Genomic DNA, 26,606 nt, shown 5'->3' on the forward strand with positions numbered 1-26,606 from the left:
AACAGGTGCAAAATCAGCGTAGTTTGATTACACTCCTGTTAATCCATACAGCAACAGTGCCGGGGAGCCCCGGCGCTGTTGTCCGTTTTAGCAAACAGGCAGGATATGCCTGATACCTGGAGAGCCTTTCTTGAGCCAGGAATACACTGAAGACAAAGAAGTCACACTATCGAAGCTAAGCAGCGGACGTCGTCTCCTCGAGGCTTTGCTGATTGTTATTGCCCTTTTTGCCGTCTGGCTGATGGCAGCCTTACTCAGTTTCAACCCCTCCGATCCCAGCTGGTCGCAAACCGCGTGGCATGAGCCTATCCATAATTTAGGCGGCGTACCCGGAGCCTGGCTTGCGGACACGCTCTTTTTCATTTTCGGTGTGATGGCCTACACCATTCCCGTCATTATTATTGGCGGATGCTGGTTTGCATGGCGTCATCGTCAGAACGATGATTACATCGACTATTTCGCGGTTTCCCTGCGCCTGATTGGCGCGCTGGCACTGATCCTCACCTCCTGCGGGCTGGCGGCGATTAACGCCGATGATATCTGGTACTTTGCCTCCGGTGGGGTGATTGGCAGCCTGCTGAGCTCTGCGCTACAGCCGATGCTTCACAGCAGCGGCGGCACGCTGGCGCTGCTCTGCATCTGGGCGGCCGGGCTGACGCTGTTTACCGGCTGGTCATGGGTGAGCATTGCCGAGAAGATCGGCAGCTTTATTCTTACGATCCTGACCTTCGCGAGCAACCGTACCCGCCGCGACGACACGTGGGTCGATGAAGAAGAATATGAAGACGAGTACGAAGAAGAAGACGATGCCCCGGTGCAGCGTCGTGAATCTCGTCGTGCCCGTATTCTGCGCGGTGCCCTGGCGCGTCGCCAGCGCGTTGCTGAGAAATTTGCTAACCCGCTTGGACGTAAAACCGATGCGGCGCTCTTCTCCGGTAAGCGTATGGATGAAGACGAGCAGGTGGAGTACCGCGCAGCGGGTAACGCAGTAGATCCTGATGATGTGCTTTTCTCCGGCAACCGTGCTATGCCGGGTGATTTCGATGAATACGATCCGCTGCTTAACGGCCATACCGTTACCGCGCCGGTTGCCGCGGCCGCAGCCGCAACGACAGCAGCCCAGGCGTATGCCGCGCCTGTCGAAGCCGTGATGCCATCCGCGCCGGTTTCGCCTCCGGAATCCGCTATTCAACAGCCTCAGGTTGCGTGGCAGACCGCGCCGGGTGTCCACACGCCGGAGCCTGTTATCGCCCCTGAACCAGAAAGCTATATCCCTGTGCAGCAGGAGCAGTGGCAGCAGCCTTACCAGCCGCCGCAACCTGAGTATGAACCGCAGCAGTATGAGCAGCCCGTGGCCCAGCCGTATCAGGAGTACGTGCCTGAACCGGTTGAACCTGTGCAGCCTTATGTCGAGCCTCAGCCTGAACCTGAGGTGGTGGAAGAGGTGAAACCGTCTCGTCCGCCAATGTACTACTTTGAAGAAGTTGAAGAGCGCCGGGCTCGTGAGCGCGAGCAACTGGCGGCATGGTATCAGCCTGTGCCTGAACCGGTGCAGGAACCTGCTCCGAAAGCCCCGTCTGTTTCGGTTCCTCCGGTCGACCCGACGCCTGCTGTTGCCCCCGTAGCGGAAAGCGTGAAGCAGGCTACCGCGGCCGCAGCAGCGGCGGCACCTGTCTTTAGCCTGGCAACGGGCGGTGCGCCGCGTCCTCAGGTAAAAGAGGGAATAGGTCCGCAGCTGCCTCGCCCTAACCGCGTCCGCGTTCCAACCCGTCGTGAGCTTGCCTCCTATGGGATTAAGCTGCCTTCCCAGAGGATGGCTGAAGAAAAAGCGCGTGAGATGGACTACGAGGATGACGCTGATGAAATGCAGCAGGACGAGCTGGCCCGCCAGTTCGCCGCGCAGCAGAATCAGCGCTACGGTGAAGACTATCAGCACGATGAACCGATGCTGGAAGACGAAGATGACGCCGCTGAAGCCGAATTAGCGCGTCAGTTCGCGGCAACCCAGCAGCAGCGTTACTCTGGTGAACAGCCTGCTGGCGCGAACCCGTTCTCATTATCGGATTTCGAGTTCTCGCCAATGAAAGATCTGGTGGATGATGGTCCGAGCGAGCCTCTGTTCACCCCAAGCGTGATGCCGGAAGCAGAGCCTGTACGCCAGCAGCCAGCGCCGCAGGCACAGACATACGCGCAGCCGCAGCAACCTGTTCAGCAGCCGTATGCGCAACCGCAGCAGCCACAACAACAGCCGCCGCAGTTCCAGCAGCCAGCGCCACAGCCGCAGGAGAGCCTCATTCACCCGCTGCTGATGCGTAACGGTGACAGCCGTCCGCTGCAGCGTCCGAGCACGCCGCTGCCGTCGCTGGATCTGCTGACGCCGCCACCGGCTGAAGTCGAACCGGTTGATACGTTTGCCCTGGAGCAGATGGCCCGTCTGGTGGAAGCCCGCCTGGCAGACTTCCGCATCAAGGCGGATGTGGTGAACTACTCACCCGGTCCTGTGATCACCCGTTTCGAACTGAACCTGGCGCCGGGCGTCAAAGCCGCGCGTATTTCTAACCTGTCCCGCGACCTGGCGCGTTCTCTGTCGACCGTGGCGGTACGTGTGGTGGAAGTGATTCCGGGTAAACCGTACGTTGGCCTTGAGCTGCCGAACAAGAAACGTCAGACCGTTTACCTGCGTGAAGTGCTGGATAACACCAAGTTCCGCGATAACCCATCCCCACTGACCGTGGTGTTGGGTAAAGATATCGCCGGCGACCCGGTGGTGGCAGACCTCGCGAAAATGCCTCACCTGCTGGTAGCGGGTACTACCGGTTCCGGTAAGTCCGTCGGCGTGAACGCCATGATCCTCAGCATGCTCTATAAAGCGCAGCCGGAAGATGTGCGTTTCATCATGATCGACCCGAAAATGCTTGAACTGTCGGTCTACGAAGGTATTCCGCATCTGCTGACAGAAGTGGTCACCGACATGAAAGACGCCGCCAACGCCCTGCGCTGGAGCGTCAACGAGATGGAGCGCCGCTACAAGCTGATGTCGGCGCTGGGCGTGCGTAACCTGGCCGGCTATAACGAGAAGATCGCCGAGGCGGCGCGCATGGGCCGCCCAATCCCGGATCCTTACTGGAAACCGGGTGACAGCATGGATGCCCAGCATCCGGTGCTGGAGAAACTGCCTTATATCGTCGTGCTGGTGGATGAATTCGCCGACCTGATGATGACCGTTGGTAAGAAAGTGGAAGAGCTGATCGCGCGTCTGGCACAGAAAGCGCGCGCGGCAGGTATTCACCTGGTTCTGGCGACCCAGCGTCCGTCCGTGGACGTTATCACCGGCCTGATTAAGGCGAACATTCCGACCCGTATCGCGTTTACCGTTTCGAGCAAAATTGACTCGCGTACCATTCTTGACCAGGGCGGCGCTGAGTCGCTGCTGGGAATGGGTGATATGCTCTACTCCGGCCCGAACTCCACCTCTCCGGTGCGCGTACACGGCGCGTTTGTTCGCGACCAGGAAGTACACGCCGTGGTGCAGGACTGGAAGGCGCGCGGGCGTCCGCAGTACGTTGACGGCATTACCTCCGACAGCGAAAGCGAAGGCGGCGGCGGTGGCTTTGACGGCGGCGAAGAGCTGGATCCGTTATTCGATCAGGCGGTTAATTTCGTGACTGAAAAACGTAAAGCCTCCATCTCTGGCGTGCAGCGTCAGTTCCGTATCGGCTATAACCGCGCGGCGCGTATCATTGAGCAGATGGAAGCGCAGGGTATCGTGAGCGAACAGGGGCACAACGGTAACCGCGAGGTGCTGGCTCCGCCGCCGTTTGATTAACCTTCAGCGATTGCAAAGAAGGGTAAATCAGCAAAAATTAAGCATATTCTTCTGTCGCCTGCCTGCGGGCAGGTCCAGAATAGAAACGGAAACCCCATTTTCGGGAAGACGTATTTTAAGGAATAACAATGAAAAAAATCGCCATCGCCTGTGCATTACTCACCAGTTTTGTAGCCAGCAGCGTCTGGGCTGATGCAGCCAGCGACCTTAAAAGCCGACTGGACAAAGTAAGCAGCTTCCACGCCAGCTTCACGCAAAAAGTGACAGACGGCAGCGGCAACGCGGTGCAGGAAGGACAGGGTGATTTGTGGGTGAAACGCCCCAATCTGTTTAACTGGCATATGACCCAGCCTGATGAAAGCATTCTGGTTTCTGACGGTAAAACCCTGTGGTTCTTCAACCCGTTTGTTGAGCAGGCCACTGCGACCTGGCTGAAAGACGCGACCAGCAACACACCGTTTATGCTGATCGCCCGCAACCAGACCAGCGACTGGCAGCAGTACAACATTAAACAGAATGGTGATGAATTTGTCCTGACGCCAAAAGGCAGCAACGGCAACCTGAAGCAGTTCACCATTAACGTAAGCACCAACGGTACCATTAATCAGTTCGGCGCGGTTGAGCAGGACGATCAGCGCAGCAGCTACCAGCTTAAGTCTCAGCAGAACGGCGCCGTTGACGCATCGAAATTCACCTTTACCCCGCCGCAGGGCGTGACGGTGGACGACCAACGCAATAAGTAAGAGGCATGAGTGGGCAATCTGTCGCTCGATTTTTCAGATAATGCGTTTCAACCTCTGGCCGCCCGTATGCGGCCAGAAAATTTAGCGCAGTACATCGGTCAGCAGCATCTGCTGGCTGCGGGGAAACCCTTGCCGCGCGCCATTGAGGCGGGGCATTTACACTCAATGATCCTTTGGGGGCCCCCAGGTACCGGCAAGACCACGCTTGCAGAAGTCATTGCCCGGTATGCTAACGCGGACGTTGAACGTATCTCGGCGGTAACGTCCGGCGTAAAGGAGATCCGCGAGGCGATCGAGCGCGCGCGTCAGAACCGCAATGCCGGGCGCCGCACCATTCTCTTTGTCGATGAAGTCCACCGCTTCAACAAGAGCCAGCAGGATGCTTTCCTGCCGCATATTGAAGACGGCACGATCTTTTTCATCGGCGCGACCACCGAAAACCCGTCGTTTGAACTCAATTCCGCGCTGCTTTCCCGCGCGCGCGTCTACCTGCTTAAATCCCTGACCACCGAGGATATCGAAAAGGTCCTCACGCAGGCGATGGACGACAAAGCGCGTGGCTACGGCGGGCAGGATATCGTTCTGCCTGACGACACGCGACGTGCGATTGCGGAGCTGGTCAACGGCGATGCGCGCCGCGCGCTGAACACGCTGGAAATGATGGCCGACATGGCCGAAGTGGATGATGCCGGAAAGCGCGTGCTGAAGCAGGAGCTGCTGACCGAAATTGCCGGAGAGCGCAGCGCGCGTTTCGATAATAAAGGCGATCGTTTCTACGACCTGATCTCGGCGCTGCATAAGTCCGTGCGCGGCAGCGCCCCGGATGCAGCGCTCTACTGGTACGCGCGTATCATCACCGCGGGTGGCGATCCGCTATACGTTGCGCGCCGCTGCCTGGCGATTGCGTCAGAAGATGTTGGCAACGCCGACCCGCGCGCCATGCAGGTTGCGATCTCGGCCTGGGACTGCTTCACCCGCGTAGGCCCGGCGGAAGGGGAGCGCGCCATTGCGCAGGCGATTGTTTACCTGGCCTGTGCGCCGAAAAGCAATGCCGTCTATACCGCGTTTAAAGCCGCGATGTCGGACGCGCGCGAACGCCCTGACTACGATGTACCGGTCCACCTGCGCAACGCGCCAACCAAGCTGATGAAAGAGATGGGCTACGGGCAGGAGTACCGCTACGCGCATGATGAACCCAACGCCTACGCCGCTGGCGAAGAATATTTCCCGCAGGAGATGGCACAAACCCGCTATTATCACCCCACAAACAGAGGTCTTGAGGGCAAGATTGGTGAAAAGCTCACCTGGCTTGCCGGACAGGATCAAAATAGCCCTATAAAACGCTACCGTTAGCGCTATCGTTGCGGTAATGTTGGCGTAGTATCCCTGTGGCCGCAGGCTGTGGTCACATTTTCCTATTTTAATTCGATAAGCACAGGATAAGCATGCTCGATCCCAATCTGCTGCGTAATGAGCCAGACGCAGTCGCTGAAAAACTGGCACGCCGGGGCTTTAAGCTGGATGTAGATAAGCTGCGCGCTCTTGAAGAGCGTCGTAAGGTTCTGCAGGTACAAACTGAAAATCTGCAGGCAGAGCGTAACTCTCGATCGAAATCCATTGGCCAGGCGAAAGCGCGCGGGGAAGATATTGAGCCATTACGCCTGGAAGTGAACAAGCTGGGCGAAGAGCTGGATCAGGCTAAAGCGGAGCTGGACGTTCTTCAGGCCGAAATTCGTGATATCGCCCTGGCGATCCCGAACATTCCTGACGACAGCGTGCCTGTCGGAAAAGACGAGAACGACAACGTTGAAGTGAAACGCTGGGGCACGCCTCGCGAGTTCGACTTCGAGGTGCGCGATCACGTGACGCTGGGCGAAATGCACGCGGGCCTGGACTTTGCGGCAGCGGTCAAGCTGACCGGTTCTCGCTTCGTGGTAATGAAAGGCCAGATTGCCCATCTGCACCGCGCCCTGGCGCAGTTCATGCTGGATCTGCACACCGAGCAGCACGGCTATAGCGAAACCTACGTTCCGTATCTGGTTAACCACGATACGCTGTACGGTACGGGCCAGCTGCCGAAATTTGCCGGCGATCTGTTCCATACCCGTCCGCTGGATGAAGAAGCAGACAGCAGTAACTATGCGCTGATCCCAACCGCGGAAGTGCCGCTGACCAACCTCGTGCGTGATGAGATCATTGACGAAGACGACCTGCCAATCAAGCTGACGGCACACTCTCCGTGCTTCCGCTCGGAAGCAGGTTCTTACGGTCGCGATACCCGCGGTCTGATCCGTATGCACCAGTTCGACAAAGTTGAGATGGTGCAGATCGTACGTCCTGAAGAATCCATGGACGCGCTGGAAGAGATGACCGGCCACGCGGAAAAAGTGCTGGAGCTGCTGGGTCTGCCGTATCGCCGCATGGCGCTGTGCACCGGTGACATGGGCTTTGGTGCCTGCAAAACCTTCGACCTGGAAGTCTGGGTGCCTGCGCAGAACACCTACCGTGAAATCTCCTCCTGCTCTAACGTCTGGGATTTCCAGGCGCGCCGCATGCAGGCACGCTGCCGCAGCAAATCTGACAAGAAAACCCGTCTGGTGCATACCCTGAACGGTTCTGGTCTGGCTGTTGGCCGTACGCTGGTTGCCGTGCTGGAAAACTACCAGCAGGCAGATGGCCGCATCGAGATCCCTGAAGTGCTGCGTCCATACATGAAAGGCCAGCAGTACATCGGCTAATTCTTTGCCTCACAACAAAAAAGCGCCTTCTGGCGCTTTTTTTATGCCTCTGAATTGACACGACGCAATACCCCCTCCCTCTAAAGTAGTAATACTCCTCCGAATGAAAGTTAGCATAAAACGCTGATAACGAAGTAATTCGTTATTTATAAAACTATATAGCGGTTCGTGCCGCCTCTCTTTTCTTTGTGAGCAACCAAAGTGAGTCTCTATGAAAATCAAAGCGCCTGAAGCGTTAATGGCTGCCGAGGTCACTCGCCGTGGGTTGATGAAAACCACGGCAATAGGCGGCCTGGCTGTAGCCAGCAGCGCCTTCACGCTCCCTTTTACCCGGCTGGCGTCGGCGGCGGATGCACTATCCTCAGCCGCAGCTCCGGAAAAAGTGGTGTGGAGTGCGTGTACCGTAAACTGCGGTAGCCGTTGTCCGCTGCGTATGCATGTGGTGGATGGCGAAATTAAGTATGTCGAAACCGACAACACCGGGGACGATAACTACGAAGGGTTACACCAGGTTCGCGCCTGCCTGCGCGGTCGCTCCATGCGTCGCCGCGTCTATAACCCGGATCGTCTGAAATACCCAATGAAGCGTGTCGGTAAACGTGGGGAAGGGAAGTTCGAGCGCATTAGCTGGGATGAAGCCTACGACATTATCGCCACCAACATGCAGCGCCTGATCAAAGAGTACGGCAACGAGTCCATCTACCTGAACTATGGCACCGGGACCCTGGGCGGCACGCTGACCCGCTCCTGGCCACCGGGTAAAACGCTGGTCGCGCGTCTGATGAACTGCTGCGGCGGTTATCTCAACCACTACGGCGACTACTCTTCCGCACAGATTGCCGCGGGCCTGAACTATACCTACGGCGGCTGGGCCGACGGCAACAGCCCGTCCGATATCGAAAACAGTAAGCTGGTCGTCCTGTTCGGTAACAACCCGGGCGAAACCCGGATGAGCGGCGGCGGGGTGACGTACTACCTCGAACAGGCCCGAGCCAAATCTCATGCCCGCATGATTATTATCGATCCGCGCTATACCGACACCGGTGCCGGGCGCGAAGATGAGTGGATCCCCATTCGTCCCGGTACCGATGCGGCACTGGTTTCCGCGCTGGCGTGGGTGATGATTACTGAAAACCTCGTCGATCAGCCGTTCCTTGATAAATACTGCGTCGGTTATGACGAGAAAACGCTGCCAGCCAGTGCTCCTGCCAATGGTCACTACAAGGCCTATATTCTCGGCCAGGGTAGCGACGGCGTGGCGAAAACGCCGGAGTGGGCCTCCACCATCACCGGTATTCCGGTTGAGCGCATTGTTCAGCTGGCGCGTGAGATTGGCTCAGCTAAACCGGCCTACATCAGCCAGGGCTGGGGACCGCAGCGTCATGCGAATGGCGAAATCGCCACCCGCGCTATCTCCATGCTTTCTATTCTGACCGGAAACGTCGGTATTCATGGCGGTAACACCGGCGCGCGCGAAGGTTCTTATGAAGTGCCGTTTGAGCGTATGCCGACGCTGGATAACCCGGTTCAGACCAGCATCTCCATGTTTATGTGGACGGATGCGATTGAACGTGGCCCGGAAATGACCGCCCTGCGCGACGGCGTACGTGGCAAGGACAAGCTGGATGTACCGATCAAGATGATCTGGAACTACGCCGGCAACTGCCTTATCAACCAGCACTCGGAAATCAACCGCACCCATGAAATCCTGCAGGATGACAAGAAGTGCGAGATGATTGTGGTGATCGACTGTCACATGACCTCCTCGGCAAAATATGCCGATATTCTGCTGCCGGACTGCACCGCGTCTGAGCAGATGGATTTCGCGCTGGATGCGTCCTGCGGCAATATGTCCTACGTGATCTTTACCGACCAGGCCATCAAGCCGCGCTTCGAGTGCAAAACCATCTATGAGATGACCTCCGAGCTGGCGAAACGTCTTGGCGTTGAGCAGCAGTTTACCGAGGGACGCACGCAGGAAGGGTGGATGCGCCATCTGCATGAACTCTCTCGTAAAGCGATTCCTGACCTGCCGGACTTCGATACCTTCCGCAAGCAGGGCATGTACAAGCAGCGTGACCCGGAAGGGCATCACGTGGCGTATAAAGCGTTCCGTGAAGATCCGCAGGCGAATCCGCTGACCACGCCGTCGGGCAAAATCGAAATCTACTCCGAAGAGCTGGCAAAAATCGCCTCTACCTGGGAGCTGCCGGAAGGCGATGTTATCGATCCGCTGCCGATCTACACGCCGGGGTTCGAAAACTATAACGATCCGCTGACGGCGAAATTCCCGCTGCAGCTGACCGGTTTCCACTACAAGGCGCGCGTGCACTCCACCTACGGTAACGTCGACGTACTGAAGGCCGCCTGCCGCCAGGAGATGTGGATCAACCCGATGGATGCCAAAGCACGTGGTATCAGCAATGGGGATCGCGTGCGTATCTTTAACGGTCGCGGCGAGGTGCACATTGAAGCCAAAGTAACACCGCGCATGATGCCAGGCGTAGTGGCGCTGGGGGAAGGGGCCTGGTACAGCCCGGATGCCAACCGCATCGACCAGGCAGGCAGTATTAACGTCCTGACCACGCAGCGTCCGTCGCCGCTGGCGAAAGGCAACCCGTCTCACACAAACCTTGTCCAGGTTGAAAAGGTTTAAGGAGTAACCGATGACAACCCAGTATGGATTTTTCATTGATTCCAGCCGTTGCACCGGGTGCAAAACCTGCGAGCTGGCCTGTAAAGATTACAAAGATCTCACTCCGGACGTGAGCTTCCGCCGCATTTACGAATACGCCGGGGGCGACTGGCAGGAAGATAACGGCGTCTGGCATCAGAACGTCTTTGCCTATTACCTGTCGATTGCCTGTAACCACTGTGAAGATCCGGCCTGCACGAAGGTGTGCCCGAGCGGGGCGATGCACAAGCGGGAAGACGGTTTTGTGGTGGTGGATGAAGATGTCTGCATTGGCTGTCGCTACTGCCATATGGCGTGCCCGTACGGTGCGCCGCAGTACAACGCAGCCAAAGGGCATATGACCAAGTGCGACGGCTGCCACAGTCGCGTGGCGGATGGCAAAAAGCCAATCTGCGTCGAGTCCTGCCCGCTGCGCGCCCTGGATTTTGGTCCGATTGAAGAGCTCCGTCAGAAACACGGCCAGCTTGCCGCAGTGGCGCCGCTGCCGTCCGCGCACTTCACGAAGCCGAGTATTGTCATTAAACCTAACGCCAACAGCCGTCCGACGGGTGACACCACCGGCTACCTGGCTAATCCGAAGGAGGTGTGAGATGGGAAGTGGATGGCATGAATGGCCGCTGATGATCTTCACGGTCTTTGGGCAGTGCGTAGTGGGCGGCTTCATTGTTCTCGCGTTGGCGCTGTTAAAAGGGAACCTCAATGCTGAACAGCAGCAGCGTTTAGTGTTGAGCATGTTTGGCCTGTGGGTGCTGATGGGGATTGGATTTATCGCCTCTACGCTACACCTGGGCTCACCGATGCGCGCGTTCAACTCCCTGAACCGCGTGGGGGCCTCATCCCTCAGTAACGAAATTGCCAGCGGGGCAATCTTCTTTGCCGTCGGCGGGCTGGGTTGGCTGCTGGCTGCGCTCAAGAAATTGTCTGCGGGCCTGCGCAGCCTGTGGCTGATCGCCACCATGATACTGGGCGTGGTGTTCGTGTGGATGATGGTGCGCGTCTACAACACCATCGATACCGTCCCAACCTGGTACAGCGTCTGGACGCCGATGAGCTTCTTCCTGACGATGTTTATCGGCGGGCCGCTGCTGGGCTACCTGCTGCTGCGCGTGGCGCGGGTAGACGGTTGGGCAATGCGTTTGTTGCCAGCCGTTTCGCTGCTGGCGCTGGTGGTGAGTGCGATGGTCGCCCTGATGCAGGGTGCCGAACTGGCAACCATTCACAGCTCTATCCAGCAGGCTTCTGCGCTGGTGCCGGACTACGGCTCGCTAATGGCCTGGCGCGTGGCGTTGCTGGCGGCTGCGCTGGTATGCTGGATTGCCCCTCAGCTTAAAGGTTACCAGCCCGCTTTGCCGCTGCTATCCCTGGCCTTTGTGCTGGTGCTGGCGGGCGAGCTAATTGGTCGCGGCGTGTTCTATGGCCTGCATATGACGGTCGGTATGGCAATCGCCAGCTAATTCTATTTTTGGTTATTAAAAGCCGGGACATAGCGCCCGGCTTTTCTTTTTTTCATTCATGAAATTTTTCGACTGTCGTTTTGTTTTAATTTTGGTCATTAATAAATAAAAACAGATACATAATTAATATCTCTAGCAGGCGCTGCATTAGCAGGATAAGTTTTTTAAATCGACAGGGAACATATTGTGCGAGCCGGCTAAATCTGTGGATTGACTTTGTTTTTGCCAGTGGCATGATGCGCACGAAATCTGAACTTCCTCACGGTTTTTAATCCATGACCACCTATACCCGGCCAGTGCTCCTGTTGCTCTGTGGCCTGCTTCTGTTGACCCTGGCGATCGCCGTGTTAAACACGCTCGTCCCGCTGTGGCTCGCCCATGAAAACTTACCGACCTGGCAGGTGGGTATGGTCAGCTCGTCCTTTTTCACCGGGAACCTGCTGGGCACATTATTAACCGGTAGCCTGATTAAGCGTTTTGGCTTTAATCGCAGCTATTATCTGGCCTCGCTGATTTTCGCTGCCGGGTGCGCCGGTCTGGGTCTGATGGTCGGCTTCTGGAGCTGGATGGCATGGCGCTTTATCGCCGGCGTCGGCTGCGCGATGATTTGGGTGGTGGTTGAAAGCGCGCTGATGTGTAGCGGCACCTCCCGCAACCGCGGACGCCTGCTGGCGGCCTATATGATGGTTTACTACGTCGGTACCGTTCTGGGTCAACTGATGGTCAGTAAACTGCCAACCGACCTGATGAGCGTACTGCCGTGGGTAACCGGTATGGTGCTGGCCGCGATCCTGCCGCTGCTCTTTACGCGCATTGTGAACCAGAACAGCGAACATCAGGAAGCGACCCACGTCTGGCCGATGTTGAGGCTCCGTCAGGCGCGTCTGGGCGTTAACGGCTGCATTATCTCGGGAATTGTACTGGGCTCGCTCTATGGCCTGATGCCGCTCTACCTGAATCATCAGGGCGTGAGCGATTCCGGAATTGGTTTCTGGATGGCGGTGATGGTCAGTGCGGGTATTGTGGGGCAATGGCCGATTGGCCGCCTGGCGGACCGCTTTGGTCGTCTGCTGGTACTGCGCGTTCAGGTTTTCGTGGTGATCATGGGATGCCTTGCGATGCTCAGCAACGCCGCGATGGCACCCGCGCTGTTTATTCTCGGAGCCGCAGGTTTCACGCTCTATCCGGTCGCGATGGCCTGGGCCTGTGAGAAAGTAGAACATCACCAGCTCGTGGCAATGAATCAGGCGCTGTTATTAAGCTACACCATCGGTAGCCTGCTGGGACCGACATTTACCGCGATGCTGATGCAGAATTATTCCGACAATTTGCTGTTTATCATGATTGCCAGCGTGTCGTTTATTTATCTCTTAATGCTGCTGCGTAAAGCGGGCGAGCATCCAACGCCTGTGGCACACGCCTGATTAAATAAAAGCCTGTCGATGACAGGCTTTTTTGTCCCTGTCACATATAAGACTTTTACTCATTGTTTGTTTTTCCCGCCTGGCGATAATTCAAGTGAGTTCTACCACTAAAAGGCAACAATCATGTCTATACGTCGTTTTTCCACTACCGCACTTGCCGTAGTGTTGTCTTTAACGTTTGCAACGGCTCCGGTCATGGCTAACCCTGGAAACGGGAACGGCGGTGGTCACGGAAACGGTGGCGGACAAGGTAATGGCGGCAATCATGGTAACGGGAATTCTGGTAATTCCGGTAACCATGGTAATAAGCAAAATAGCGGAAAGGATAATCCTGGGAAATCGGATAAGAGCTTCAAAAACAGCAAAGATGTCGGTAATGACGTTGATGCTCGCGTGAGCTTCGATCATGCCCGCCACCTGGCACTGAATTACGGCTTAACGGGCTATGAGTCTCTGCCTCCGGGTATTGCGAAAAACCTCGCCCGTGGTAAACCACTTCCTCCGGGCATTGCGAAGAAAACCGTGCCAGCGTCCATGCTCGGCCAGCTTCCTTCCTACCCTGGCTATGAATGGCGCGTGGTGGGTGACGATCTGGTCTTAATTGCACTGAGTACGGCGATTGTGACCTCCGTTATTAACGGCGTCTTTAAATAGAATATAAAAAGGCCCGGTTCTTACCGGGCCTTATCTTTAATACATGACCTTGTGGCCATACTGCTCAAGAATACCTTTCACGCGTTCCATCGTCTCTTTTTTCGGCGGCTTCACGCCATCAAGCTTGTACTCTTCGCCCATCGCCACCCATTTATGTTTACCCAGTTCGTGATAGGGCAGAAGCTCAATTTTCTCGACGTTGCCCATGTCGCGGGTAAATTCACCCAGGCGGTGCGCGGAGTCATCGTCATCTGACCAGCCGGGAACAACAACGTAGCGGATCCAGGTTTTGATGCCTTTGTCGGCGATGTATTTGGCAAACTCCAGCGTACGGTGGTTTGAAACGCCAACCAGATTCTGGTGGATCTCATCGTTCATCTGTTTGAGATCGAGCATCACCAGGTCGGTCACCTCGAGCAGTTCATCAATGACCGGATCGTAGCGGCGCACAAAGCCGTTGGTGTCGAGACAGGTATGAATGCCTTCTTTATGGCAGGCGCGGAACCAGTCGCGGACAAACTCAGCCTGAAGAATAGCTTCACCGCCGGACGCGGTCACGCCACCGCCGGACGCGTTCATAAAGTGGCGGTAGGTCACCACCTCTTTCATCAGATCTTCCACGGTGACTTCTTTACCGCCGTGCGTGTCCCAGGTGTCGCGGTTATGGCAGTACAGGCAGCGCATCAGGCAACCCTGGAAAAAGGTAATAAAGCGGATCCCCGGGCCATCGACGGTGCCACAGGATTCAAAGGAGTGAATGCGACCAATAGTTGACATTGCGGTGATATCTCCGAATTTGGCCCATCCGGGGGCCTATGTAGTTGCACAGCTCAAAGGCTATGTCGAGTCTGTTTTGGCTGTTATCCATAAAGTATAGATAGCGGACAAAAGAGACTGGTGAAGCGAGGGTGTTAAAAAGGCCCCACTTGCGTGGAGCCTTTATTGTACGCTTTTTAACGCGTGATTTCAGTCAATTCCACTTACATGGATTGAGTGAAAGTACGGGTGATAACGTCCTGCTGCTGTTCTTTAGTCAGGGAGTTAAAACGCACTGCGTAGCCAGATACGCGGATGGTCAGCTGAGGATATTTCTCAGGGTGTTCCATCGCATCGAGCAGCATTTCACGGTTCATTACGTTCACGTTCAGGTGCTGACCACCTTCGATGGACGCTTCGTGGTGGAAGTAACCATCCATCAGACCCGCGAGGTTAGTTTTACGCACTTCGTCGTCTTTACCCAGCGCGTTTGGCACGATAGAGAAGGTGTAAGAGATACCATCTTTCGCGTAAGCAAACGGCAGTTTAGCAACGGAGGTCAGAGAGGCAACAGCACCTTTCTGGTCACGACCGTGCATTGGGTTAGCACCTGGGCCGAATGGCGCGCCAGCACGACGACCGTCTGGGGTGTTACCGGTTTTCTTACCATACACAACGTTAGAGGTGATGGTCAGAACAGACTGAGTCGGGATAGCGTTACGGTAGGTAGTGAGTTTCTGAATTTTCTTCATGAAACGTTCTACCAGGTCAACCGCCATGTCATCAACGCGAGAATCGTTGTTACCAAACTGCGGGTATTCGCCTTCGATTTCGAAGTCTACGGCCAGGCCGTCTTCGTCACGAATTGGTTTAACTTTCGCATATTTGATTGCAGACAGGGAGTCAGCAGCCACGGACAGACCAGCGATACCACACGCCATGGTGCGGATAACGTCACGGTCATGCAGCGCCATCAGAGAGGCTTCGTAGCTGTACTTGTCGTGCATGTAGTGGATAACGTTCAGCGCGGTCACGTACTGCTTAGCCAGCCAGTCCATGAAGTGGTCCATGCGCTCCATGACTTCGTCATAGTTCAGCACGTCGCCTTTGATTGGCTCAGACTTAGGACCAACCTGCATTTTCAGTTTTTCATCAACGCCGCCGTTGATAGCGTACAGCATGGTTTTCGCCAGGTTTGCACGCGCACCGAAGAACTGCATTTGTTTACCAACAACCATTGGGCTCACGCAGCAAGCGATAGCGTAGTCGTCGTTGTTGAAGTCCGGACGCATCAGGTCATCGTTCTCGTACTGCAGAGAAGAGGTGTCGATGGACACTTTAGCGGCGAATTTCTTGAAGTTCAGAGGCAGTTTTTCAGACCACAGAACGGTGATGTTCGGCTCCGGAGAAGGACCCATGGTGTACAGGGTGTTCAGGAAGCGGAAGCTGTTTTTGGTAACCAGCGTACGGCCGTCAACGCCCATACCGCCGATTGATTCTGTTGCCCAGATTGGGTCACCAGAGAACAGTTCATCATATTCTGGGGTACGCAGGAAGCGAACCATACGCAGTTTCATGACCAGGTGGTCAATCATTTCCTGAGCGTCTTGCTCGGTGATTTTGCCTGCTTTCAGGTCACGTTCGATGTACGCATCCAGGAAGGTAGACACGCGACCGAAGGACATTGCTGCGCCGTTCTGAGACTTAACCGCGGCCAGGTAGCCGAAGTAGGTCCACTGGATAGCTTCCTGAGCGTTGGTTGCAGGACCAGAGATATCGCAGCCATATTTCGCAGCCATCTCTTTGATCTGACCCAGCGCGCGGTGCTGTTCAGCAATTTCTTCACGCAGACGGATAGTCGCTTCCAGGTTTACGCCGTTTTCCAGATCGGACTGCAGGGAAACAAACTGCGCGTACTTGTCTTTCATCAGGAAGTCGATACCGTACAGCGCAACGCGACGGTAGTCACCGATGATACGGCCGCGGCCATACGCATCTGGCAGACCAGTCAGAACGCCAGATTTACGGCAGTTCAGAATGTCTTTGGTGTAAACATCGAATACGCCCTGGTTATGGGTTTTGCGGTATTCGGTGAAGATTTTTTTCAGCATTGGATCCAGCTCGCGGTTATACGCTTTGCAGGAACCTTCAACCATTTTGATACCACCGAACGGGATGATTGCGCGTTTCAGTGGTGCTTCAGTCTGCAGACCAACGATTTTCTCAAGGGCTTTGTTAATGTAGCCAGCATCGTGAGAAGTGATGGTGGAAGCAACGGAGGTGTCAAAATCAACTGGCGCGTGAGTGCGGTTTTCCAGTTTAACGCCTTCCATTACGCTGTCCCACAGCTTGGTGGTCGCGTCAGTTGCGCCAGCCAGGAAGGATTCGTCACCTTCATACGGGGTATAGTTTTTCTGAATGAAGTCACGGACGTTTACTTCATTCTGCCAGTCACCTTTCGCAAAACCTTCCCAGGCTGTGGCTAACTTTTCATTAAGCTCGGACATGTAACACCTACCTTCTTAAGTGGATTTTTTATTTACTGCCTGAGACAACCATTAATGATGGTCGCCGCCACGCAGGTAAATGACCCAGTATGTCAACCCAACTAATAGACCCCCACCGATAATGTTCCCGATAGTAACGGGGATCAGGTTATCAGTAATGAAATTCATAATAGTCAGGTGAGAGAAACTTTCCGGGGATGAACCAACTGCGGTCCAGAACTCCGGGCTTGCAAAGTTGCGGATAACAATCCCCATCGGGATCATGAACATATTCGCAATACTGTGCTCGAAGCCGCTGGCAACAAACATCGCAACCGGCAGAACCATAATCATGGCTTTATCCATCAGACTACGACCGGAGTAGCTCATCCAGACCGCCAGGCAGACCATCAGGTTTGCGAGGATGCCGAGAGCAACGGCTTCGATAAATGTGTGGTGCATTTTGTGGTCAGCGGTTTGCAGGACATTAAGCCCCCAGCCGCCGTTGGCGGTCATATACTCGCCAGAGAGCCACATCAACAGAACAAAGAGCAGACAGCCAATCAGGTTACCAACGTAGACGTTAAGCCAGTTGCGCGCCAGTTGACCCCAGGTAATTCTTCCGCTGGCTTTCGCCACAACAATCAGCACCGTTGAGGTGAAGAGGTCGGCGCCGCAAATGACGCAGAGAATCAGACCCAGTGAGAAGCAAATGCCGCCAATCAGTTTGGCCATGCCGAAAGGCATTCCGGCAGTACCGGTGGTGGCGGTGATGTAGAAGACGAAAGCGATAGAGATGAACACACCTGCGGTGATCGCCAGATAGAACGTCTTCATCGGGTGTTTCGTTGCTTTATAGACACCCGCTTCTTCGGCAACTTTTGCCATCGCGGCGGGGAGTAAAAGATCAAAAGGGTTGTCAGCTTTCACACTAACTCTCTCTTTATTAAGTCGGCGACGAGATACTAACAAAGCATTATAGAAGAGAAATTGATATAGATCATATCTCGCCTGGCTTATAGGCCCGCAGTATGTATGGTTTTACAACAAATGCGGAGTAAGTATTTGATTATCCGTATAAAAATAAATTTTAAAAGTTATGAAAAGAGTTGAATTTTTTCGTTCGGCCCCCTTCGAAACAGTTAATTAATATGGAGTATTTACCATAAAAAGTAACAATAAAGCCCAGGCAAATATTATTATATTTACCCGTATTTAACTTAATTATTACAACCAACACTCATTGCCGAAGAGAATAAAAAACGGGGCAATGAAATTGCCCCGTAATATAGCCCAGACGATTGAATACGCCTACTGCCGTTAATGTTATATGCGCTTATTTTGACCAGTAAGCGGCTTTTGCTTTCTGCAGCTTTTCATAGGCCTTCAGCAGAGACTGATGCGCCGGGAAGGCTTTCAGATCGCTGTCAACCGCCTGCAGACCGTAGAACGGCTCTTCACCGCTCAGCGCCGCGCTGGCGGCTTCAACCGCTTCAGCACCGTACATACGTACGAAAGCGTTGAGGTACTGCAGTGGCTCGCGATCCTCTTCCTGTGCAAGCAGCAACAGGGTTTGCAGACAGCGGTAATAGTTAGTGCGCTCGGCGGAGAAGACCGACTGGTTAAACTCCATGGTCCATTCGGTCCAGGCCAGAGCCTGATCCAGATCGCCGCCCGCGAGGGCCAGCATCGCTTTCAGCTCACCGATGCGCAGGGTGTACCAGCCGTTGTCTTTACCGGTCGCCAGACCCAGCAGCTCGCGCACGCGGGTGAAGTCATCGTGGCCTTCATCGTCCAGCTGGGCAATCAGGTTGAGATAATCTTCTTTTTCCCACTCGCTGCCCGGCAGGGAGAGCAGGGTTTCACGCAGGTGCGCGCCCATGCTGTTGTTTGCGAGCCACAGATCTTCCGCAGGGTAGATATCGGACATGCCAGGTACGATGATGCGGCACGCGTAAACGCCCAGGTGTTCGTAGTCGGCAATGTAGACTTCCTGATCTTCAGCGTTGAAGATGGCCATCAGTGTGGCGAACTCTTCTTCGGTGGTACCGGCAAAGCTCCAGTCCACGAACGGATAGTCCGCGTCCTGCTTGAACATATCCCAGGAGATCAAACCGCTGGAGTCGATGAAGTGGGTTTCGAGGTTAGTGTGCTCGGCCACTTCTTCATCGTCAAACGTTGGCGGGGTGAAGACGTCGAGATCTTTCAGGCTACGGCCCTGCAGCAGCTCGGTCACGGTACGCTCCAGCGCCACGCCGAAGTCAGGATGCGCGCCGAAGGAGGCGAAGCAGGTTCCGTTAGTCGGGTTAAACAGCACGACGCAGATAACCGGATATTTACCGCCCAGCGAGCCGTCATACGCAAAGATTGGGAAACCTTCCGCTTCCAGCTTCGCGATGGATTCCACCACGCCCGGGTAGCGCGCCAGCACGTCAGCCGGGATCTCCGGCAGGCTGATGGATTCAGCGATGATGCGGTTTTTAATGTGACGCTCGAACACTTCAGACAGGCCCTGCACGCGCGCTTCATTGCGGGTGTTACCGGCGGACATGCCGTTGGACACATACAGGTTGCCGACGATGTTCATTGGAATATATACGGGCTGCTCGTCAGACTGACGGGTGAACGGCAGGGCGCAGATACCGCGATCTTCGTTACCCGACTGCAGATCGATCAGCATGCTGGCGGTCAGTTCGTTTTCCGGATCGTAGAAGGCACGCAGGCGCCCATCGAGGATCCCTTCCGGCAGTTCGTCGTCTTCGGTCAGCGGGAACCATTTTTCGTTCGGATAGTGAACGAACGGACCGTTGGCGATGGTTACACCCAGCCAGAAGTCAGCGAAGAAATAGTTGGTGGACAGACGCTCAAAATACTCACCCAGCGCAGAGGCCAGTGCCGCTTTTTTCGTCGCACCTTTACCGTTGGTAAAGCAGAGCGCGCAGTCTTTGTCGCGAATGTGCACGGACCAGACGTGAGGCACCGGGTTCAGCCAGGAGGCTTCTTCGATGTTAAAGCCCAGGTCGGTCAGTTTCTGCTGGAAGCGAGCGATGGAATCTTCCAGAGCGGCGTCTTTGCCGGGGATAAACGTTTGAGTCATGGCGTTCACTTTTATCGTACGTAAAGCGCGCAATGATACGGGTTTTGCGTGACGGGTGCTATCTCCGGCGAAAATAAATGGCTGGGCTATGCTTAGTAGCAGTAACTGACTGTTAAGGCATAGAAAAATGAAAGCATTTGATCTCCAGCGGATGGCGTTTGATAAAGTTCCACCTGAATTTCTGGGCGAAGTGGCGCTGCGCAGCCTTTACACTTTCGTTCTGGTCTTCCTGTTTCTCAAAATCACCGGCCGTCGCGGCGTTCGGCAGATGTCGCTGTTTGAAGTATTGATCATTCTGACGCTGGGCTCGGCGGCGGGGGACGTCGCGTTTTATGACGACGTGCCGATGGTGCCGGTGTTTATCGTTTTTGTTTCCCTCGCCTTGCTTTACCGGCTGGTCATGTGGCTGATGTCGAAAAGTGAAAAGCTGGAAGATCTGTTCGAAGGGAAGCCGGTGGTTATCGTCGAAGACGGGCAACTGGCCTGGGAGAACGTTCAACGCGCCAATATGACGGAGTTCGAGTTCTTTATGGAGCTTCGCATCAGCAGCGTTGAACAGCTGGGGCAGGTGCGTCTGGCGATTATGGAAACGAACGGCCAAATCAGCGTCTATTACTATCCCGACGAGGAAGTGAAGCCCGGGCTCTGTATCCTGCCGGATATGCTCATCGAACGATACAAAACCGTACCGGAAGTGGGCGAGTATGCCTGCATAAAATGCAGCCATGTGGTTGTCATGCAGGCTGGCGATCATCAACTATGCCCCCGCTGTACAAATCCAGAATGGACGAAGGTTAGCCGGGCTAAACGTATTACCTGACAGCCATTTTGTCGGTTTTGTCGTATCGAGGCGGCAGATTGTTTTGTGTGACGAAGGGCACATTTCCCCGGTCATAAGTTTTAGACATTGCGGCGCGTGTCACTGAATGATAAAACCGATATCCACAGTTATAACTTATGGCTTTTAGCGTGGTGAGGGGAAATGGCTCAAGTCTTTAATTTCAGTTCAGGTCCGGCAATGTTACCGGCAGACGTGCTCAAACAGGCTCAGCAGGAGCTGTGTGACTGGAACGGTCTGGGTACGTCGGTGATGGAAATCAGCCACCGTGGTAAAGAGTTTATTCAGGTGGCCGAAGAGGCAGAAAAGGATTTTCGCGATCTTCTGAATATTCCCTCGAACTACAAAGTATTGTTCTGCCACGGCGGCGGTCGCGGTCAGTTTGCAGGCGTACCGCTGAATATCCTTGGTGACAAAACGACGGCTGACTATGTTGACGCGGGTTACTGGGCGGCAAGCGCCGTTAAAGAAGCGCACAAATACTGCACGCCGAATGTTATCGACGCCAAAGTGACCGTTGACGGTCTGCGCGCCGTGAAGCCAATGCGCGAGTGGCAGCTTTCTGATAACGCCGCCTATCTTCACTACTGCCCGAACGAAACCATTGACGGGATCGCCATCGACGAGACGCCTGACTTCGGCAAAGACGTTGTGGTTGCCGCCGACTTCTCCTCCACCATTCTGTCTGCGCCACTTGACGTCAGCCGTTACGGTGTTATCTATGCGGGCGCGCAGAAAAACATCGGTCCTGCGGGCCTGACTATCGTCATCGTGCGTGAAGACTTGCTGGGTAAAGCGCATAAGTCCTGCCCGTCGATTCTCGACTACACCGTGCTGAACGATAACGACTCCATGTTCAACACCCCGCCAACGTTTGCCTGGTACCTTTCCGGCATGGTCTTTAAATGGCTGAAGCAAAACGGCGGCGTGGCGAAGATGGACAAGGTTAATCAGCAGAAAGCCGAGCTGCTCTATGGCGTCATCGACAAGAGCGATTTCTACCGTAACGATGTGGCGAAAGCGAACCGTTCCCGCATGAACGTGCCGTTCCAGCTGGCGGACAGCAGCCTGGACAAAGTGTTCCTGGAAGAGTCCTTCGCGGCAGGCCTGCATGCGCTGAAAGGCCACCGCGTGGTGGGCGGTATGCGTGCTTCCATTTATAACGCGATGCCGCTGGAAGGGGTTAAAGCCCTGACCGATTTCATGATCGACTTCGAACGTCGTCACGGTTAATTTGCGGTTTTTCACCCCCGCAGCGTCCCTGCGGGGTTTTTATTATGTTGAGTTGAGAGTTTAGTTTTCATGGAATCCCTGACGTTACAACCTATCGCGCGGGTAGATGGCACCATCAATCTGCCTGGTTCAAAAAGTGTCTCGAACCGCGCTCTGCTGCTGGCAGCTCTGGCAAACGGCACCACCGTCCTCACCAACCTGCTGGACAGCGATGACGTGCGCCATATGCTCAATGCACTGAAAGCGTTGGGCGTTCATTACACACTCTCTGACGATCGTACCCGCTGCGAAGTGACCGGCAACGGCGGCGCGCTGCAGGCGAATGAAGAGCTTGAGCTGTTTCTGGGTAACGCGGGTACCGCGATGCGTCCGCTGGCGGCGGCCCTGTGCCTGGGGAACAATAATATCGTGCTGACCGGCGAGCCGCGCATGAAGGAGCGTCCGATCGGACATCTGGTGGATGCCCTGCGTCAGGGCGGCGCGCAGATTGAGTATCTGGAGCAGGAAAATTACCCGCCACTGCGTCTGCGCGGGGGCTTTACCGGCGGTACCGTCGAGGTTGACGGCAGCGTCTCCAGCCAGTTCCTGACGGCGCTGCTAATGGCCGCGCCGCTGGCCCCGCAGGATACGGTTATCACGATTAAAGGTGAGCTGGTCTCCAAACCGTATATTGATATCACGCTGCACCTGATGAAAACCTTTGGCGTTGAGGTGGAAAACCAGTCTTATCAGCGTTTCGTGGTTCGCGGAGCGCAGCAGTACCAGTCGCCGGGCAACTACCTGGTTGAAGGCGATGCTTCATCCGCGTCCTATTTCCTTGCCGCTGGCGCGATTAAAGGTGGTACGGTAAAAGTGACCGGCATCGGCCGCAATAGCGTGCAGGGTGATATTCGTTTTGCTGACGTGCTGGAGAAAATGGGCGCAGTTGTCACCTGGGGCGATGATTTCATCTCCTGTACCCACGGCGAGCTGAACGCCATCGACATGGACATGAACCATATCCCGGATGCGGCGATGACCATTGCCACGGCAGCGCTGTTTGCCAAAGGCACCACCACGCTGCGTAACATCTACAACTGGCGCGTAAAAGAGACGGACCGCCTGTTCGCGATGGCAACCGAGCTGCGTAAAGTTGGCGCTGAGGTAGAAGAGGGCGAAGATTACATTCGCGTTACCCCTCCGGCAAAACTGCAGTTTGCAGAAATTGGCACTTACAACGATCACCGTATGGCGATGTGTTTCTCGCTGGTGGCGCTGTCCGATACCCCTGTGACCATTCTCGATCCGAAATGTACGGCGAAAACCTTCCCGGACTATTTCGAACAGCTGGCGCGCATTAGCACCCTGGCATGATGAAGACTTGCCGCATCACCTGATGCGGCATTTCCTTACGCTTCCTGACGATCTTTCCCGCTCATTTCTTCTACACTCTGCTTCTATCATTCCGTAATTTGCACGCAAAGGTAACAGTTGCGCACGTTGGCGCGTATAATGCGCGGCGTTCATGTTAACGGTATGCCTTATTTAAGGAGAAAAAGATGACGGCAGTTGCCCCGGTAATCACCATTGATGGGCCGAGTGGCGCAGGGAAAGGTACTCTGTGCAAAGCGATGGCGGAAGCATTGCAATGGCATCTTTTAGATTCGGGAGCAATCTATCGCGTGCTGGCGCTGGCTGCGCTGCATCATCACGTGGATGTCGCCTCTGAAGAAGCGCTGGTACCGCTGGCTGCGCATCTGGATGTGCGTTTTGTTTCCACCGATGGCAACCTGGAAGTGATTCTGGAAGGGGAAGACGTAAGCGGCGAAATCCGTACGCAGGAAGTCGCTAATGCGGCCTCCCAGGTGGCCGCTTTCCCACGCGTTCGCGAGGCGCTGCTGCGTCGTCAGCGAGCGTTTCGTGAAGCCCCGGGTCTGATCGCTGACGGACGCGACATGGGAACCGTCGTATTTCCTGATGCGCCAGTAAAAATTTTCCTTGACGCCTCTTCGGAAGAACGTGCTCAACGCCGTATGCTTCAGTTGCAGGAAAAGGGGTTTAGTGTTAACTTTGATCGCCTTTTATCCGAGATAAAAGAGCGCGATGACCGCGATCGTAACCGCGCCGTCGCACCGCTTGTTCCTGCAGAAGATGCATTAGTTCTGGATTCAACCAGTTTAACTATTGAGCAAGTGATTGAAAAAGCGCTACAATATGCGCGCCAAAAACTGGCACTCGCGTAATCGCGACCGATTTAGCAGTACCCCCGCTGCAATGGATTGACGGCGGGTATGTGAAACAACCCCATCCGGCACGGAGCCAGGTGGACGTTAATATTAACCTGAAGATTAAACATGACTGAATCTTTTGCTCAACTGTTTGAAGAATCCTTAAAAGAAATCGAAACCCGTCCGGGTTCCATCGTTCGCGGTGTTGTTGTTGCTATCGACAAAGACGTAGTACTGGTTGACGCCGGTCTGAAATCTGAGTCCGCCATTCCGGCTGAGCAGTTCAAAAACGCCCAGGGCGAGCTGGAAATCCAGGTTGGTGACGAAGTTGACGTTGCTCTGGACGCAGTAGAAGACGGCTTCGGCGAAACCCTGCTGTCTCGTGAGAAAGCTAAACGTCACGAAGCATGGATCACGCTGGAGAAAGCTTACGAAGAAGCTGAAACTGTGGTCGGTGTTATCAACGGCAAAGTTAAAGGTGGCTTCACTGTTGAGCTGAATGGTATTCGTGCGTTCCTGCCAGGTTCACTGGTAGACGTTCGTCCAGTCCGTGACACCCTGCACCTCGAAGGCAAAGAGCTTGAGTTCAAAGTAATCAAGCTGGACCAGAAGCGTAACAACGTTGTTGTTTCCCGTCGTGCCGTTATCGAATCCGAAAACAGCGCAGAACGCGATCAGCTGCTGGAAAACCTGCAGGAAGGCATGGAAGTCAAAGGTATCGTTAAGAACCTCACTGACTACGGCGCATTCGTTGACCTGGGCGGCGTTGATGGCCTGCTGCACATCACCGACATGGCGTGGAAACGCGTTAAGCACCCAAGCGAAATCGTGAACGTGGGCGACGAAATCACTGTTAAAGTGCTGAAGTTCGACCGCGAGCGTACTCGTGTATCCCTCGGCCTGAAACAGCTGGGCGAAGATCCATGGGTAGCTATCGCTAAGCGTTACCCAGAAGGTACTAAACTGACTGGTCGCGTAACCAACCTGACCGACTACGGCTGCTTCGTTGAAATCGAAGAAGGCGTTGAAGGCCTGGTGCACGTTTCCGAAATGGACTGGACCAACAAAAACATCCACCCATCCAAAGTTGTTAACGTTGGTGACGTAGTGGAAGTTATGGTTCTGGATATCGACGAAGAACGTCGTCGTATCTCCCTGGGCCTGAAGCAGTGCAAAAACAACCCATGGCAGCAGTTCGCGGAAACCCACAACAAGGGCGACCGTGTTGAAGGTAAAATCAAGTCTATCACTGACTTCGGTATCTTCATCGGCCTGGACGGCGGCATCGATGGCCTGGTTCACCTGTCTGACATCTCCTGGAACGTTGCAGGCGAAGAAGCAGTTCGTGAATACAAAAAAGGCGACGAAATCGCTGCAGTTGTTCTGCAGGTTGACGCAGAACGTGAGCGTATCTCCCTGGGCGTTAAACAGCTCGCAGAAGATCCGTTCAACAACTGGGTTGCACTGAACAAGAAAGGCGCAATCGTAAACGGTAAAGTGACTGCAGTTGACGCTAAAGGCGCAACCGTAGAGCTGGCTGACGGCGTTGAAGGTTACCTGCGCGCTTCTGAAGCTTCACGTGACCGCGTTGAAGATGCCACTCTGGTTCTGAACGTAGGCGACGACGTTGAAGCTAAGTTCACCGGTGTTGACCGTAAGAACCGTGCAATCAGCCTGTCTGTTCGTGCTAAAGACGAAGCTGATGAGAAAGATGCAATCGCAACTGTTAACAAACAGGAAGATGCAAACTTCTCTAACAACGCAATGGCTGAAGCTTTCAAAGCAGCTAAAGGCGAGTAATATCAGGTTCTCAGCATCATTTGAGCTGTAACGCATTTACAGCGCGAAGGATGAGGAGCAGACTTGACAGATTGCAGGATTCGTCCTGTAATCAATAACAAAGGGCGGCTACGGCCGCCCTTGTTTAATGAGCTGTTCAGCTAATTGGTTTGAAAGGAACCGGAGGAATCATGACCAAGTCAGAATTGATTGAAAGACTTGCCAGTCAGCAACCGCATATCCCTGCCAAGGCAGTGGAAGATGCCGTAAAAGAGATGCTGGAGCATATGGCCTCCACTCTTGCCCAGGGCGAGCGCATTGAAATCCGCGGTTTCGGTAGTTTTTCTCTGCACTATCGTGCTCCACGTACCGGGCGTAACCCGAAAACTGGTGATAAAGTCGAGCTGGAAGGGAAGTACGTTCCACACTTTAAGCCGGGTAAAGAACTGCGCGATCGCGCCAATATTTACGGCAACTGAGTTTAGCCAGCCGGTTAAACTGGGTTCGAAAGAAAGCACCTGCGGGTGCTTTTTTTGTGCCCGTCGCTTTCTTTTTGAAGGTGCCCCGCATTTTCCGTTTCGTTTTGTGTAACGCATAAAATACATTGCTGCCCTTGCTGTAAATCGCATCCTTCATACCTGGCGACCCACATCACCCGCGAGCATACTGCCACCCT

At 54.8% G+C, this 26,606-nt stretch carries 19 protein-coding genes; 15 read left to right on the plus strand and 4 right to left on the minus strand.

The genetic code is table 11. The annotated features are described in order from the left end of the window. The first annotated feature begins 130 nt into the window (after positions 1–130). From UTO39_RS09390 to UTO39_RS09430, 9 genes are all read left to right on the plus strand, one after another. Positions 131–3,826 carry a DNA translocase FtsK 4TM domain-containing protein gene (locus UTO39_RS09390; protein WP_320727035.1) on the plus strand — a complete coding sequence of 1,232 codons (3,696 nt, stop codon included), beginning with the start codon at positions 131–133 and terminating at the stop codon, positions 3,824–3,826. Between the two features lie 128 nt (positions 3,827–3,954). Then, positions 3,955–4,569, plus strand: coding sequence for an outer membrane lipoprotein chaperone LolA (lolA, locus tag UTO39_RS09395; RefSeq protein ID WP_028012557.1), 615 nt, complete (start codon positions 3,955–3,957; stop codon positions 4,567–4,569). A 9-nt stretch (positions 4,570–4,578) separates the two neighbouring features. Beyond that, a complete protein-coding gene (gene rarA / locus UTO39_RS09400) occupies positions 4,579–5,922 on the plus strand; it encodes a replication-associated recombination protein RarA (RefSeq protein WP_320727036.1) in 1,344 nt (447 codons plus the stop codon). Between the two features lie 92 nt (positions 5,923–6,014). Next, positions 6,015–7,307, plus strand: coding sequence for a serine--tRNA ligase (serS, locus tag UTO39_RS09405; protein ID WP_008499983.1), 1,293 nt, complete (start codon positions 6,015–6,017; stop codon positions 7,305–7,307). Between the two features lie 211 nt (positions 7,308–7,518). Next, on the plus strand, positions 7,519–9,963 hold the full coding sequence (gene dmsA, locus UTO39_RS09410) for a dimethylsulfoxide reductase subunit A (RefSeq protein ID WP_320727037.1): 2,445 nt from the start codon (positions 7,519–7,521) through the stop codon (positions 9,961–9,963). Positions 9,964–9,973: 10 nt separating this feature from the next. Next, positions 9,974–10,591 carry a DMSO/selenate family reductase complex B subunit gene (locus UTO39_RS09415; protein ID WP_014883208.1) on the plus strand — a complete coding sequence of 206 codons (618 nt, stop codon included), beginning with the start codon at positions 9,974–9,976 and terminating at the stop codon, positions 10,589–10,591. A gap of 1 nt (position 10,592) precedes the next feature. After that, entirely contained in the window at positions 10,593–11,456 is an 864-nt protein-coding gene (locus UTO39_RS09420) for a dimethyl sulfoxide reductase anchor subunit family protein (protein WP_320727038.1), read from the plus strand. A 275-nt stretch (positions 11,457–11,731) separates the two neighbouring features. Next, positions 11,732–12,880, plus strand: coding sequence for an MFS transporter (locus tag UTO39_RS09425; RefSeq protein WP_045261768.1), 1,149 nt, complete (start codon positions 11,732–11,734; stop codon positions 12,878–12,880). Between the two features lie 123 nt (positions 12,881–13,003). Next, the gene (locus tag UTO39_RS09430) at positions 13,004–13,534 is read left to right on the plus strand and encodes an anti-virulence regulator CigR family protein (protein WP_061098704.1); all 531 of its coding nucleotides are present in this window, start codon (positions 13,004–13,006) and stop codon (positions 13,532–13,534) included. Positions 13,535–13,570: 36 nt separating this feature from the next. On the opposite strand, the gene pflA is transcribed toward UTO39_RS09430, so the two are convergent. The 4 genes from pflA to ycaO form a co-directional block, all read right to left on the minus strand. Further along, on the minus strand, positions 13,571–14,311 hold the full coding sequence (pflA, locus tag UTO39_RS09435; protein ID WP_045630022.1) for a pyruvate formate lyase 1-activating protein: 741 nt from the start codon (positions 14,309–14,311) through the stop codon (positions 13,571–13,573). A 203-nt stretch (positions 14,312–14,514) separates the two neighbouring features. Beyond that, positions 14,515–16,797: a formate C-acetyltransferase gene (gene pflB / locus UTO39_RS09440; RefSeq protein WP_023332542.1), complete on the minus strand. Its 2,283-nt coding sequence runs from the start codon at positions 16,795–16,797 to the stop codon at positions 14,515–14,517. A gap of 51 nt (positions 16,798–16,848) precedes the next feature. After that, positions 16,849–17,706 carry a formate transporter FocA gene (focA, locus tag UTO39_RS09445; RefSeq protein WP_028012564.1) on the minus strand — a complete coding sequence of 286 codons (858 nt, stop codon included), beginning with the start codon at positions 17,704–17,706 and terminating at the stop codon, positions 16,849–16,851. A gap of 406 nt (positions 17,707–18,112) precedes the next feature. Next, positions 18,113–19,873 carry a 30S ribosomal protein S12 methylthiotransferase accessory factor YcaO gene (gene ycaO, locus UTO39_RS09450; RefSeq protein ID WP_320727039.1) on the minus strand — a complete coding sequence of 587 codons (1,761 nt, stop codon included), beginning with the start codon at positions 19,871–19,873 and terminating at the stop codon, positions 18,113–18,115. Positions 19,874–20,000: 127 nt separating this feature from the next. On the opposite strand from ycaO, the gene UTO39_RS09455 reads away from it, so the two are divergent. The 6 genes from UTO39_RS09455 to ihfB all read left to right on the plus strand — a co-directional run bounded on the left by UTO39_RS09455 (position 20,001) and on the right by ihfB (position 26,409). Further along, entirely contained in the window at positions 20,001–20,693 is a 693-nt protein-coding gene (locus UTO39_RS09455; RefSeq protein WP_320727040.1) for a DUF421 domain-containing protein, read from the plus strand. 162 nt (positions 20,694–20,855) lie between these two features. Further along, complete coding sequence (serC, locus tag UTO39_RS09460) at positions 20,856–21,944, plus strand: 3-phosphoserine/phosphohydroxythreonine transaminase (RefSeq protein WP_320727041.1); 1,089 nt, start codon at positions 20,856–20,858, stop codon at positions 21,942–21,944. Positions 21,945–22,013: 69 nt separating this feature from the next. Beyond that, entirely contained in the window at positions 22,014–23,297 is a 1,284-nt protein-coding gene (gene aroA / locus UTO39_RS09465; RefSeq protein ID WP_320727042.1) for a 3-phosphoshikimate 1-carboxyvinyltransferase, read from the plus strand. Positions 23,298–23,482: 185 nt separating this feature from the next. Continuing rightward, positions 23,483–24,166, plus strand: coding sequence for a (d)CMP kinase (gene cmk / locus UTO39_RS09470; protein WP_013097305.1), 684 nt, complete (start codon positions 23,483–23,485; stop codon positions 24,164–24,166). Positions 24,167–24,277: 111 nt separating this feature from the next. Further along, on the plus strand, positions 24,278–25,951 hold the full coding sequence (gene rpsA / locus UTO39_RS09475; protein ID WP_008499966.1) for a 30S ribosomal protein S1: 1,674 nt from the start codon (positions 24,278–24,280) through the stop codon (positions 25,949–25,951). 170 nt (positions 25,952–26,121) lie between these two features. Then, a complete protein-coding gene (ihfB, locus tag UTO39_RS09480) occupies positions 26,122–26,409 on the plus strand; it encodes an integration host factor subunit beta (protein WP_008499965.1) in 288 nt (95 codons plus the stop codon). The last annotated feature ends 197 nt before the right edge of the window (positions 26,410–26,606 follow it).

The sequence above is a fragment of the Enterobacter sp. 118C5 genome (genome assembly GCF_034107645.1).
Classification (GTDB): Bacteria; Pseudomonadota; Gammaproteobacteria; order Enterobacterales; family Enterobacteriaceae; genus Enterobacter; species Enterobacter nematophilus.

What these genes read in the sequence shown, in the direction of transcription:
- lolA (WP_028012557.1), top strand. Translation starts at nt 3,955, where the DNA reads ATGAAAAAAATCGCCATCGCCTGTGCATTACTCACCAGTTTTGTAGCC.
- serS (WP_008499983.1), top strand. Translation starts at nt 6,015, where the DNA reads ATGCTCGATCCCAATCTGCTGCGTAATGAGCCAGACGCAGTCGCTGAA.
- dmsA (WP_320727037.1), top strand. Translation starts at nt 7,519, where the DNA reads ATGAAAATCAAAGCGCCTGAAGCGTTAATGGCTGCCGAGGTCACTCGC.
- UTO39_RS09415 (WP_014883208.1), top strand. Translation starts at nt 9,974, where the DNA reads ATGACAACCCAGTATGGATTTTTCATTGATTCCAGCCGTTGCACCGGG.
- UTO39_RS09420 (WP_320727038.1), top strand. Translation starts at nt 10,593, where the DNA reads ATGGGAAGTGGATGGCATGAATGGCCGCTGATGATCTTCACGGTCTTT.
- UTO39_RS09425 (WP_045261768.1), top strand. Translation starts at nt 11,732, where the DNA reads ATGACCACCTATACCCGGCCAGTGCTCCTGTTGCTCTGTGGCCTGCTT.
- UTO39_RS09430 (WP_061098704.1), top strand. Translation starts at nt 13,004, where the DNA reads ATGTCTATACGTCGTTTTTCCACTACCGCACTTGCCGTAGTGTTGTCT.
- pflA (WP_045630022.1), bottom strand. Translation starts at nt 14,311, where the DNA reads ATGTCAACTATTGGTCGCATTCACTCCTTTGAATCCTGTGGCACCGTC.
- pflB (WP_023332542.1), bottom strand. Translation starts at nt 16,797, where the DNA reads ATGTCCGAGCTTAATGAAAAGTTAGCCACAGCCTGGGAAGGTTTTGCG.
- ycaO (WP_320727039.1), bottom strand. Translation starts at nt 19,873, where the DNA reads ATGACTCAAACGTTTATCCCCGGCAAAGACGCCGCTCTGGAAGATTCC.
- UTO39_RS09455 (WP_320727040.1), top strand. Translation starts at nt 20,001, where the DNA reads ATGAAAGCATTTGATCTCCAGCGGATGGCGTTTGATAAAGTTCCACCT.
- serC (WP_320727041.1), top strand. Translation starts at nt 20,856, where the DNA reads ATGGCTCAAGTCTTTAATTTCAGTTCAGGTCCGGCAATGTTACCGGCA.
- aroA (WP_320727042.1), top strand. Translation starts at nt 22,014, where the DNA reads ATGGAATCCCTGACGTTACAACCTATCGCGCGGGTAGATGGCACCATC.
- cmk (WP_013097305.1), top strand. Translation starts at nt 23,483, where the DNA reads ATGACGGCAGTTGCCCCGGTAATCACCATTGATGGGCCGAGTGGCGCA.
- rpsA (WP_008499966.1), top strand. Translation starts at nt 24,278, where the DNA reads ATGACTGAATCTTTTGCTCAACTGTTTGAAGAATCCTTAAAAGAAATC.
- ihfB (WP_008499965.1), top strand. Translation starts at nt 26,122, where the DNA reads ATGACCAAGTCAGAATTGATTGAAAGACTTGCCAGTCAGCAACCGCAT.